The sequence below is a fragment of the Tunicatimonas pelagia genome (assembly GCF_030506325.1).
Classification (GTDB): Bacteria; Bacteroidota; Bacteroidia; order Cytophagales; family Cyclobacteriaceae; genus Tunicatimonas; species Tunicatimonas pelagia.
Map to the genome: position 1 here is coordinate 33,657 of NZ_CP120683.1, position 13,480 is coordinate 47,136.

At 46.1% G+C, this 13,480-nt stretch carries 5 protein-coding genes; 2 read left to right on the plus strand and 3 right to left on the minus strand.

Going from position 1 to position 13,480, the window contains the following annotated elements; all coding sequences use genetic code 11:
* Positions 1–4: 4 nt before the first annotated feature.
* Both P0M28_RS00105 and P0M28_RS00110 read right to left on the minus strand, forming a co-directional pair.
* The gene (locus P0M28_RS00105) at positions 5–3,088 is read right to left on the minus strand and encodes a SusC/RagA family TonB-linked outer membrane protein (protein ID WP_302207293.1); all 3,084 of its coding nucleotides are present in this window, start codon (positions 3,086–3,088) and stop codon (positions 5–7) included.
* A 250-nt stretch (positions 3,089–3,338) separates the two neighbouring features.
* On the minus strand, positions 3,339–5,792 hold the full coding sequence (locus tag P0M28_RS00110; RefSeq protein WP_302207294.1) for a TonB-dependent receptor: 2,454 nt from the start codon (positions 5,790–5,792) through the stop codon (positions 3,339–3,341).
* A 448-nt stretch (positions 5,793–6,240) separates the two neighbouring features.
* On the opposite strand from P0M28_RS00110, the gene P0M28_RS00115 reads away from it, so the two are divergent.
* Positions 6,241–9,288: a SusC/RagA family TonB-linked outer membrane protein gene (locus P0M28_RS00115; protein ID WP_302207295.1), complete on the plus strand. Its 3,048-nt coding sequence runs from the start codon at positions 6,241–6,243 to the stop codon at positions 9,286–9,288.
* A 78-nt stretch (positions 9,289–9,366) separates the two neighbouring features.
* Complete coding sequence (locus P0M28_RS00120) at positions 9,367–11,115, plus strand: RagB/SusD family nutrient uptake outer membrane protein (protein WP_302207296.1); 1,749 nt, start codon at positions 9,367–9,369, stop codon at positions 11,113–11,115.
* A gap of 290 nt (positions 11,116–11,405) precedes the next feature.
* On the opposite strand, the gene P0M28_RS00125 is transcribed toward P0M28_RS00120, so the two are convergent.
* Positions 11,406–13,478: a PAS domain-containing protein gene (locus tag P0M28_RS00125; protein ID WP_302207297.1), complete on the minus strand. Its 2,073-nt coding sequence runs from the start codon at positions 13,476–13,478 to the stop codon at positions 11,406–11,408.
* Positions 13,479–13,480 lie beyond the last annotated feature (2 nt).

The following is a 13,480-nucleotide window of genomic DNA, read 5'->3' on the forward strand; positions in this document are numbered from 1 at the left end:
GAATTTAGAAGGTTACTCGTAAACCGGCTGAATATACTACCGGAGCTGCTAAGGAGAAGAAATCAAAACCACCAGCGTTGCTTCCCCGCCCCGAAGCATTTAGCCCGTTCACGTCGGGGTCGGCCCCAGTATAGTTGGTAATCAGCAGCAAGTTGTTACCGGTAATGTGTAATGAAGCCTGGCTTAGAAAGGTATTTTGCAGTAAGGCCTTCGGAAATTCGTAGGCCAGGGTAATATCCCGGAGGCGAACCCAGTTGATATCTTTCTCTATGAATAAAGACTCTAAAGCACCCTGACTGCTAGTTTGGTAGTAGTCCTGGTCTAGCACCACTTCTTGGGTGTTTACTTCGCCACTCTCGGTCACTCCTTCAAATACGACCGTCTCGCCCCGGTTAGCCGTGCGCGGATCTAATCCGTTAACGGTAAGGCTTCGGGCGGTGGCGTTATAAATATCGCCGCCTCGGCGCATATCTAGCAAGAACGATAATCGCCAGCCTTTGTACTCTAAGGTATTGGTGAACCCTAGGGTAAAGTCCGGTTGACGATTCCCTATCTGGTTGAAATCCGTGTTTTCTACCGGATAACCATTGTCACCCATAATAAATTGGCCGGCTTCGTTTACCTCGCGAGAGTTACCAGTAATAGTATAGAATGTTTCGCCAGGCACATACCCCCCGCGGGCATTACCCGAGAGCCAGGTATCCGATAGATAGAACTCTTCAAAATCGCCAGGCAGAGAAAGCACTTTATTCCGGTTGAGAGAAAAGTTGGCAACTGCGTTCCAGCGAAAACTAGAATTCTTTACAATATCAGCGTTAATCATTAGTTCTACTCCTCGGTTTTCAATGGCTCCGGCATTCAATAACTGTAGAATGTAACCTGTGGCGTAACTCAAGCGGGGCGAAACAATTTGGTCTTCGCTCTTCACATAGTAGTAGGTAGCATCTACTCCAATACGGTTCTCAAACATCCGCAAGTCTAGCCCAAATTCGTAAGAGGAAGTAGACTCAGGGAGAATGTTTTGGTTAGCACCGAAAAAACCTACGTTAAACCCACCGCCAGTACGGGTAAACTCATTGAGCGAAGGCTGAGTACGATGGGGAGGCGCATCTTTACCCACTTCCGCGTAAGAGGCTCTTAATTTCAGAAAGCTAATCGGGGTATTCACATCAAAATCGAGCATTTCTGAGAGTACTACACTAGTGCTGATGGATGGGTAGAAAAAGCTATTGTTTTGCTTGGGAAGCGTAGACGACCAGTCGTTACGGGCGGTAATATTCAGAAAGATCATGTTTTTATAATCTGCTCTAAAATCTCCGAATACCCCGATCAGTCGGCGCTGATACCCACTAACACTCACCTCCCGAGTGTCTTGCTGCGTATTTACAATGGTGTACAAATCTGGTACTAGGATATTTTCGCCGTAGCGGGAATCTACCCGGTAAGTACGGTCTTCCAGATTGTGCCCTAGCGTTAGTGAAGTGGTAAAATCCCCAAATGTTTTATTCGCGTTGAGTAGCAAGAATGAGTTAATCAGGCGACTACGGGCTTCATATTCAGCCATCAGCCCGCCTACCGAGGCCGCGATGCTTCGGTTAGGATACCGCTGGAAAGACTCATCGTCGTAAGCCGTAAGCCCCAAAGTATTGTACACGTCGGCCCCAATCCTTCCGGTAACGCTTAACCAATCCAGTAGCTGATAGTCTACACTTCCGTTAAGCAGGAATCGATCAGTTTCATCGGTATTGATGTTGCGGTTGGCTGTAAAGTACGGATTATCAAAATTATCATTGCCATTTTCAAAGAACCTTCGCGGGGTACCATCCGGGTTAAGATAATTGCTCATGTTATCGGTCACTGGCCAAAGCAACGCACTCTGGTACAAGCTACCGTTGCCCTTTGAGGTACGGTCGGCCTGTGATTTTATGTAGTTAGCCGAAGCGGTTAGCGAAAGTCGCTCACTGGCTTTTGAGGTAAGATTCAGCCGAAATGAGTTACGATTGAACCCGGTATTAGGCACAGTACCCTCCTGATCTAATAGATCGGCTGAAGCCCGGTAGGTAAGGTTGCCTGAGCCACCACTAAGCCCTAAGCTGTGGTTTTGGGTAAATCCGGTCTCAAAGAATTCTTCTACATTGTTGTACACCGGGGTACCGGCTTCAATGGGTGCCCCCCAGTGCGAACGGGTTAAATTATTGTTGATCCCCTCTTCTCCCGTATTAAAAGTGGTGAGCCGGTCGGGAAAGCGGGTCATGTTTTCCAGCCGGAAATCATTGGTATAGGTGATAGTTGATTGGCCAGCTTTCCCTTTTTTAGTGGTGATTACAATAGCACCGTTGGCGGCATCAATTCCGTACAGCGCTGCCGCAGCAGGCCCCTTTAGCACCGTAATACTTTCAATGTCTTCCGGATTAATATCCGACCCCCGGCTGGTGTAGTCAAAGTTACGATTAGGAGTATCAGAAAACAGAAACCCGCCGTCGAGCGTGGTATTGTCAATAGGAATACCGTCTACCACAAACAGGGGTTGGTTATTACCGTCTAGCGATGTGCCTCCCCGAATAACAATGGAGGTAGAAGAACCCGGCAGGCCATTTGTACTGGTTACATTCACCCCAGCCACTCGGCCCTGCAATGATTCTATCACATTGGGGCGGGTAGTCTCCGATAATTCTTCCCCGGACACATCCTGTACGGCGTATCCTAACGACTTTTTTTCTTTTTCTACCCCAAAAGCGGTTACTACTACTTCGCCCAGTTGGCGGGTATCGGGTGCCATAGAGATATTCACGGTAGATTGGTTGGTAATTTCTACCGTTTGCGCCTCATAGCCCACCGAAGAAAAGATTAACACGGGGTTATCGCCTTGAATAGCAATAGAATAGTTCCCATCAACATTAGTGACCGTACCTACGGTTGTGTTCTGTAGCAAAATGTTTACGCCAGGAAGTTCATTGTTATTTTCGTCAGTAACGGTTCCCGAAACTGTACGCTGGGCGTAAGCTTCTGTACCTACTACAAAGCAAGCTAACCAGAATAGACAACTGCTTGAAGTGAGTAGTTTTTTAATAGCTAGATGTTGATTCATAAAGAATAAGTTAGGTTTACGGTGAATAATAATGAGCAATATCATAAAATAGAATCACTTAAACAATACTATATTTCGCGAGTAGCAAGAACCAGCAAAGTATTAGCAAAACTATTGTGCGCTACACCGAATTTTTATCTTTGGTTTAGCCAATACATAAGAATATGGCACGCTGGCTCTGAGAAGATATGCAGTTGAAATTTGGTTTTGAAAAGATACTGGCGTGCCCAATGTTCCGGCAAAGGCGAATTTAGAACTCTTTATCGCCGAACTCACTCTTAATCAGCCTCGATTTGCCAACTGGTTGATTGATGCGATAGCTAAGGTTTAGCATAACTACGTCTACCTCGTACACGTAGTTGGTGGTAGTAAAGAACTCGTCGTCACGTCCGGTACTGATCCGCTGCTCGTTGGTAGAAAGTAACCCCAAGTCCATGTTAAGCCACTGAGCGGTGGCGGTAATTTTGCCATCCAGCCAACTTTTTTTCACAGTAAGATTAGGAGAGTAAAATCGAGAGTCTTCTCCTTGCGCTGTGTTTCGGGCTGAGAGGTAATTAAATGCCCACTGCAAGTTCCAGGTGGGTGCTAACTTTACGGTGATGTTGGCATTAATCGAGTAAATCCAACTTTGGGTATTCACCGGCTGATTGTCAAAAGTGCCTTCAATGCTGTAGCGATACAAATTCCCTCCAGCGTAGATTTGCCAATCTGATGTAGGATTCAGCTCCAATCCGGCCTCCAGCCCTAAAGAACCGCCCTGCCCTACATTGGAATAAATGCGGTTTAAAATTGTGTCATTGTATACGGTGTTCACGCGGTTAACCAGATTTTCTACGTGGCGAAAATACGCCGTAGCAAACAAAGAGTTATCGCCAAAATCCCGAACAAGTCCGGCCTCGACCAGATTGATAAATTCGGGTCGTAATTCGGGATCGCCCTGCTCCAGTGTTTCGGAATGCTCCCGCTCCGGGAACGGATTCATCTTAAACGTAGTAGTGCGTTCCACCCGCCGACTGTAGGCCGCTTTGAGCCTAAACTGGTCGTTAAGTTGATACACCAGGTTTGCCGACGGATATAGCTGAATAAAATCATAATGGTAAGTGGTATCAACAAAATCGTTGGTTAGCACCAAATTACGACCCATTACTTCAACCCTAGCTCCTAGCGAATATGTTAACTTATTCCACTGACTACTGTACAGCCCGTAAACGGAATGAATCTGCCGACGAAGGTCTACTTGACTAGAAAACTCTGGGATCAGCTCAAACTGATTTGTACCAATAGTTCGCTCTTGGTAAACGAAATAGCCCGTATGATCTAAGTAACGATACTGATAGCCCGCTTCTATGGTTCCATTAGCTAGCGGGTGCACGTAGTCCGCCTGGAAGCGAATTCCATGTAGCGGATTATCATTCGTATTAAACTGATCTTGTAGTGTGTCTTGCAGGCTCGGCCAAGATAAATTCAGGTTAGTAGTTGGCCCGCCTAACATCGTGTACTCATACAGAAGCGATGCGCTTAACTGAGATTCATTGGTGAAAGTATGCGCGAAATCCAGACTACTAATCAAGAAATCGCCCCGGCGGATACGGAGGTTTTCGTTGAAATAACTGATCCGATTAATGGTATCTTGCTCGGGCTGGTATACTGTGAAATTGTTATACAAAATATCGGCGGTACGATCTTTACTCCGTCTTCCGGCGTAGAACCCTAAGTTAATTGAATTGAACCGATTGGGTGTGTAGCCAATCGTGGCCCGGGCGGTATAAGCCTGTTCATCAAAACTACGCTCTCCATCCGAGGGAAAGCGGGTTAAAGTATCGTTGATGATGGTAAACACATCGCCCTCACGTCTTCCGGTAATATCATTGCGTAAGTAACTCGCCCCCACTGATACATCCCAGCGGTTCTTACGATAATTGAGTGTAAAATCACCTCCGTAACGTTGGGCTTGTTCAGCATTGTCATAATCTTCAATACTGGGCAAACCCACTTGTCCGTTTACCAGCAGATACAACCCATCTTCTGCTCCCTGGCGAGTAATAATATTGATAATTCCTGCTTTACCTTCGGGATCATACTTGGCCGAAGGTGCCGTGACAATCTCTACATCCTCTACTGCATTAGCCGGTAGTTGACTAAGAATGAGGGAAGGATCACTTTGGATAGGCTTACCGTTGAGCAAAATGGTAAAACCCGACGAGCCTCTTACTGTCAGATTCCCGTTGGCATCAACCGCCACTGCGGGGATATTCCGTAGTACATCGGTAGCTGTACCTCCAATAGCTGCCTGAAACTGCTCCGCTTGGTACACCTGCCGATCAACTTTATGGTAGACCGATACCTGCTGCCCTGTTATTGAAATCTCATCAAGCAACTGCTGGGTAGCTTGCAGCGAAATACTTCCGATGTTTCTTTGCTGGTTTACCTCTACTTTCAACGATGAGATAAACGTTGGTTTGTAACCCACAAACTGCACTTGTAACAGGTACGTACCCGGCTTAACATCAGCCAATACAAATGCTCCATCAGCTCGAGTAACGGTTCCCTCCAAAACAGAAGAGTCTTGGGGCGAGCACAGACCTACGGTGGCATACTCTAACGGCTCTTGGCTGCTTTCGTCTAGCACCTGACCCGACAGTATTGTTTGCTGAGCAAAGACTGCAAAGGAAAAAAACACACTGATTAGCGTTAGCGTGAACATTGTTGCTAAACAGCGAAAAAAAAAGCTTAGGATAATCAAGAGAGGTGGCTAGTAAAAGTAGTGGTAGTATGTAAGAATAATTATAGGACAAACCAATAGTTTAGATCGGTTGAATATACGCTCCGGTGGGGGAAGTTCCCAAGTAAATCTCGTGATTATTAGGAGTAGTGTACTAAGAATAGCAACTACCCAATAGCATGTTATAAACTACACAACAAGTGCTTACTACACTAACCTAAAAAATTACAGGTAGGACAGTGCAAGAAAAGGTGTTAAGTTTTTGTGAAGTATGCGCTTCACTATTAAAATAAAGATAATACATCTACCTACTCGATCGCTGAACATTTAAAATACCTTCGCGAGATAATTTTGTAGCTGAGTGGCACCCTACCACTTCACTCAGTTGACTAATATACCTTCGATTCTATCTTTTATACTAACCTAAATTATGCACTCTATTTTTAAAGTCGCTTCACTCCTTAGTCTTCTGATGATCTGCTTAGGTCATCCGGGTTTTTCGGCATCAGTGCCTGAGCTACGGCATAACTTTCTTAACGATGTACTTGCTGAAAAGACTACTAACCCACCTGCTTCGGTTGATGAAATTACTGGAACCGTTACCGATGAGAACAACCAGCCGTTAGTGGGAGCTACCGTTAGTATCAAGGGCACTACCGTCGGCACCATTACAAACACTAATGGTAACTTCACTCTCAATGCTGCCCCCAACGACGTTCTACTGATTTCTTTCGTAGGGTACACTACCCAGGAAGTACCGGTAGGTAACCAAACCAACTTTAGCGTACAACTATCCCCCGACTCCCGGCAATTGCAAGATGTGGTAGTAGTAGCTTACGGCACCCAGAAGCGATCCGATGTAACCGGATCAATTGCTTCGGCCAATGCCGAAGACTTTAACAAAGGGTTAGTAGTCAATCCGGGGCAGCTACTGCAAGGAAAGGTGGCGGGAGTAAATGTTTCTAATGCCAGTGGCGAACCCGGAGCCGCGCAAAATATCATCATCCGAGGAGTAGGCAGCTTGCGCTCCGGTACTACTCCTCTTTTTGTGGTAGACGGGTTTGTGCTGGACAACTCCACCACCGGAGTAGCTACCAACCCACTTAACTTTATTAATCCGCAGGACATTAAAAGTATTGACATACTTAAAGATGCTTCGGCAGCAGCCATTTACGGAGCTAGGGCGGCCAACGGCGTGGTGGTGATTACCACTAAAGAAGGCCGAGTAGGTAAGACGGACATAAACGTATCCCTATCTACCGCTCGCTCTACTATTGCCAACACTGTTGATGTTTTTGGCGCAGATGAATTTCGCCGACAGGTAGCAGCCGTGGGAGGCACTTTGCTCGATGCCGGGGGTAATACTGATTGGCAAGATGAGTTGACCCGAACCGCCGTCTCTAACAATGTGAACCTATCGTTTAGCGGAGCCGGAAGTGACCAGTTTTCTTACTACGTCTCGGGCGGCTATGAAGACCAGGAAGGAATCCTGGCTAACAGTCATCTCCGACGCTACTCGGCTCGAGCCAACCTTAACCAAACCGGATTAAACGGACGCCTGAAAGTTGATTATAATTTGACTGGAGCACGTACCGAAAACTTACGACCCGATAATACTGCTATTGTTGTAGATATGCTACAGCTCAATCCCACTATTCCGGCTTACACCAATGGTGAGCCTACGGTGCTAGAGGAAATGCTCAATCCCCTTATTCGCAACGAAATTTACAGTGATGAAGCTGAGAATAATCGTATTCTGGCCAACATTTCGCCCTCTCTGGAAATTATTCCGAACTTGACCTACAAGCTAAATCTAGGGATTGACTACTCAGTGACCAACCGGGATGTTCAGCTCGAGCCTTATGTGCTACTGGAGGGCTTTGAGTTTGGTGAGTTAGATAATATTACCACCACTAATGAGAATCAACTGGTAGAAAATACCCTGACCTATAACCTCGAGCTCGACCAACATAACGTCACTTTCTTGGCCGGGCACTCTTACCAGCGAACATTTGTCCACCAAAAAACTTTTGAGCTATCTAGCTTTGCTAGCAATGGTATTGAACCTCGGTACCAGGATCAAATCAGTACTCAAGAACAACCAACTACCTTGAATACTTTTGCCCGAGAAGATGAGTTGCAATCTTTTTTTGGTAGAGTCAACTATGCCTTTGCCAGCAAGTATCTGCTTACTGCTACCCTTCGGGCGGATGGCTCATCTAAATTTGGAGAGAATAACCGCTACGGCTACTTTCCGTCTTTTGCCGCCGGTTGGAACCTTAGCGAAGAGGATTTTATGACCGCTCTTCCGTTTGATAATCTTAAACTTCGGGCAAGTTGGGGGCAAACGGGCAACCAGGAGATTCCTTCCAAAATTACGCAAGCTAGTTTCTTAGAAAGCAAATCCGAAAACGATACTTATCCGCTTGACCCCAACTCTACTACCCTAGACGATTATCCGTTTGGAACCATCTTTACCCGCTTAGCTAACCCCGATATTCAGTGGGAAGTGTCTACTCAAACCAACATCGGGTTAGACTTCAGCCTACTTAACTATCGCCTGAGCGGTACGATAGACTATTTTAATAAAGTGTCTGAAAACATACTATTAGAAGTAGTCCCCGCCGACCCAATACAACCTACGGCTACCTTCTGGACAAATGTGCCGGATATGGAGATCAGAAACTCCGGCATTGAGCTGGCGTTAGAATACAGCGACGATCTACCAAGTGGTCTTTCCTACACCATTGGTGGTAACCTTACCTACATCCAGAACGAAGTGGTGAACTCGCCTTTTGCGGTACTGGCTACCGGACGAGCTACCGGAGCCGGACAGACGGGAGCTACTATCAACGGTTACCTTAACGGCGAACCCATCGGAGCCTTTTATATGAAAGAGTTTGTAGGTATTGGGGAAGATGGTTTAAATCAATTTCGGGATACCAACGGCGATGACCAAGTGCTAGAAAACGATCGAACCGTAGTGGGTTCCGCCCTACCCGACCTGAACTACGCCTTTCAATTTAACCTGCGGTACCGAGGCTTTGAGTTGGGGGCTAACTTCAACGGAGTTTCCGGTAACCAAATTTACAATCATACTCGCATGTCGCTCTTCAACCGGGGCAATCTGGCTTCTTCCTTCAATACCACTGACTTTGCGGTGCAATTTCCTGACGAGGATATTACCAATTCTAATGAAGTATCGACCCGCTACTTAGAAGATGGTAGTTTTCTACGGCTCAACAATGCCACCCTCGCCTACACCCTTCCTACCACTCAGGTGGGTCTAGGCGATTGGGTGAACAACGTTCGCGTGTCGCTGACGGGTCAGAACCTGTTTGTCATTACCAACTATTCTGGCTTTGACCCCGAGGTAAACACCGGAAGCTCAATTGACGGTGTGCAGACTTTCGGTATTGACCGTTTTACTTACCCCACAGCCAGAACTATTCTACTGGGCGTAAACGTATCTTTTTAACCTAATTCAACAACTAATTATAGCTAGCTAAGGCGATTCTAGGTAGCCTTTGGTCCGGCAAAATAAATATTCAACGAGATGAAAAACAGTATTCTAAGCATAGTAGCTCTTATCTTACCTGCCATTGTAAACTGGGGCTGTACTTCTCTAGAAGAAGACGTTTTGGACGAATCGCTAACCGGTTCAGGGCTCGCCGAAACGGTTAATGGGGTGGTTGCCCCGGCCTACGGGCAGATTTCTTGGGTATGGCGCCATACCAACTACTACGGGCTACAGTTACTGGCTGCTGATGAAGCCATATTACCTTATCGGGGCGGTACCGACTGGTTTGACGGCGGTAAGTTTATGGCCGTGCATCAACACCAAATGACCTCCGGCAATGATCTGATCGGAGATTCCTGGAATGAGCTAGCCAAAAATATATCGCGTACCATCTTAGCCATCGAAGTGCTTCGGCCTTTATCATCGGAAGGAGATACCGAGGCAGGAGAAGCTCTGCACGAAATGCTAGCCCTACGGGCGTATCTAAACATGCTGATGTTAGAAAGCTGGGGCGTTGTTTTTGCCAAAGAAACATCAGATGAAATCTCGGAAGTGCTACGAGGGCAAGATGCGATTGACTACATTGAGAATGACCTACTATCGGTGGTAGATGTCATCAATACTGACCGCGGACCAGGACGAATCACCCAAAGTGCGGTGTGGGGATTCCTCGCTCGACTGTACTTAAACTCAGCCGTGTATCGCGATCCCTACGGAACCCCTGAGTTTACTACCGAAGATATGAATCAGGTCATTCAATACACCGATAATATTATCAACTCCGGTCAGTACTCCTTGTCATCCGAATACTTTGATCTGTTTAACGACGAGAATATTGGCAACCCTGAAATCATCTTTTCCCTCGATCAGCGAGGGATACTACGCCGAGAGCATAGTCGTTGGGCGTACTGGTCAATCGCTGGCTCAATGTTTCCCCGGCCAGAGTTTACCGGAGCTGATGGTACCGACGGCCCGGCTGTTACATCCGATTTTTACCAAACTTGGGAGGAAGCTTACGGCGATGTTGATCCGGCTCAGGCCGATGCTCGGTTTTACCAACAGAATACGATGGTTCCCACAGTATTACGAGACCTCAGTGGGCTGAACACCGAAAACGACGAAGACCACTTCTACTGTGTAGAACCACTGGAGTTTGAAATGGATCGGGGAATTTTGCGCGGAGTGCAGTGGGGACCCCGAAAAGGGCCGGATGGCGAATTTCTTACCTGCGATGGCGGAGTACGAATTTATCCCGTACAGCAACTCAAGGGCAATGGCCCCGACCGCGATATCGGGTACGTGAACCACGTAGAGCGAGTAGATTTCAGCAATGAAGGCAGATTACACAACACCGGTTACCGCGTGTCTAAGTATCAGTTTAGCCGAACTTCCCCTAATGGCAACAACTTCAGCAGCGTAGACTTGGTGCTCATGCGATTAGCCGAGATTTATCTGATGCGAGCCGAAGCCAAACTACGCAACGGTGATGCCGCCGGGGCACTAGCGGATGTAAATACCGTAAGAACCTCCCGAAACGCCCGTCCCGATCAAACCCCACCTCCCCTAGCGAATGTTGATCTGGATATCTTGTTTCGGGAACGAGGGTTTGAATTATACTGGGAAGGTTTCCGGCGAGGCGATCAAATCCGGTTTGGTAAGTACGAAGATACATGGACTGAAAAAACTAGTAGCGAAGTGGATAAGCGATTATTCCCCATTCCGCAGAACGCTATCGATGGAGCTTCTAATGTAGCTGGCTTCTTAGAGCAAAATCAAGGGTACTAGGGCGTGTTGACATTCAAACTTAAACGGCGTTTTTGGTCTCTTTTCAGGCCACTATGCGTTACTTTCGGCGACCGATGCTAGGCATCGCTCTTCTCAAGTGTCGCGCCACGATGGCCTTTATCGGCCCAAAAATAGCCTCAAAACCACTTGTTAGCATGAATGTCAACACGCCCTAGACAAACCAAGTGAGGCAATAGAAGACCAGCCGCATCTCTCTAAACGACTGTTACTCTGGACAGATATATAAAGTTGGCTATTCTTTCGTTTGAACCTAATATGGTTTGGTGTACTTACACGCTTTCTACCATTGCCTTGCTTGCCTTCAAATATACTTGAAACATAGTTCCTATACCCACTGCACTTTCTACTTCTATTTTCCCTCCTGCATTTTCAACAATCTTCTTGACCATATAAAGTCCAATCCCAGTACCTTCAACATGACTATGAAAACGATGAAACATGGAGAAAAGCTTATCACTTTGGTTGAGGTTCATTCCTAAACCATTGTCTTTCACAGTAAGTAGCTGGTAGCCATCTACTTCTTCACAGCGTATCTGAATAATAGGATCACGCTGGGGGTTGCGATATTTCAGAGCATTGGATAATAGATTATACACTACACTACGTAGATTTTTAGGCGCAAAATAAACAGGAGAGCAGTCTATTAATTGAATGTCAAGGCGGGCGTTGGCTTCCTTAATGGTCATTGCCATATCTAAGCGTACACTCTCAATCACTTCGGCTACACTAACCAATTCTTCGGGTAAATTCGCTTGTCGTTGTAGTCGGGTCAGGTCACTTAGGTCGGCCAGTGTATCCTTAAAACGTGCAACCGATTTGTCAATCATGGTCAAAGACTTTTGCATTTCGACTGATTGCTGATTTTCCGGGGGGAGGTGATCCTTTAGTATTTCCAGAAGCCTTTGAATATTAATAATGGGTGCTTTGAGGTCGTGAGAAGCCATATAGACAAAATTATCTAAATCGGCATTCACGCTCCGAAGATGTTCATTGGTTTGCCCTAGGTCTTCATTAACAACCATGAGCTCTTCATTGAGTGAGGCTAGCTCCTGATTAGTATGATAGAGCTGTTCACGATAGTTCTCTAGCTCAGCTTCACGTTTCTTACGCTCAGAAATATCCTGGGAGATCGTGGCTAGTGCTAAAACCTCGTTAGTTTCCGGATCATTTACAGTGAAGCAGTTATAGAATACATCAATACGCTGATTAGTTTTAAAGTGCCGAAACCGAAAATCCCCCGACCAACTTCCTTTCTTAAACTGAGCAGGTATAATAGTATCTTGTAAGAAAGGCACATCTTCTTTGTAAATAAAATCCTCGATCTTTATTTCAGCAGCAGAGCGCGAGGCTGAAATTCCCGTCATAGCCCGTCCGGCAGGGTTAATGTAAATACCCTGCCCCTCCGGCGTTGCTAGCCCAACAAAGTCGTTACTGTTGTCGAGTAATGCCGTGAGCTCATGCGCTTTTCGCAAAGCTTGTTTAAGTTCGTTATTTTTCGCCTCCAATTGTTGCCGGGCCTCTACCCTTTTCGTGACTTCCATAGCCACAACCCCTACTCCTACTACATTACCTTCATCGTCCCGACTAGGGTAGTATTCTAAGTCCCAGTAGGCAGTATCCTTACGACCGTAGCGATTAATTTGAGAGTATTGTTCGTAGACAGTGCAGGGAACACCGGTAGTTAATACCCCATCCAATAGTTCTTTATAGCCTTGACCGACTAATTCTGGTAGTAATTCGAACAAAGGGGTACCCAGAGCTTGCTCAGGAGTACGCCCCAACACCTTACAAAAAGTAGTGTTAGCTATATCAATTCTATACTCACGCCCCACGTACAAAGCAACGGCCATCATCGATTGCTCAAAGAGTACTGATAAAAGTCCTTTTTCGTTAGCATCATTGGCAAAGGTATGCGCCAGAAGATTTACGGGACTTACCCCCTTTATCTCATGAATGATATAGCGTACATTTCCTTGTTCATAAAACACCGGTGTATTAAGTAGTTCAGTGTAATTTTCCCAATTATCCTCACCAGAAAGTAAGGGTTGTTCGTTTTTATCGCCTCCTCTATGAGTTCCTATAAGCTTTATTTGGTGAGGGTTGCCAGTATCCAATACTTCTTGCAAAGAAGAGTGTAGTCCAACTACGTACATGGGAGCAACATCTGAGAAAATATCTTTCGGTTGCTTTCCAACAATTTCCTCGCGTAGGGTACCAGTTGCCGCTAAATATGTGTTACTAGCGGTAAGGATAGAAAATGCCGGCGAAAGAACTAGATACGATTCAGGAAGAGTCTCAAATACTGCTAATTGGTCAGAAGTAAGGGTAACGTCAGAATCCATAG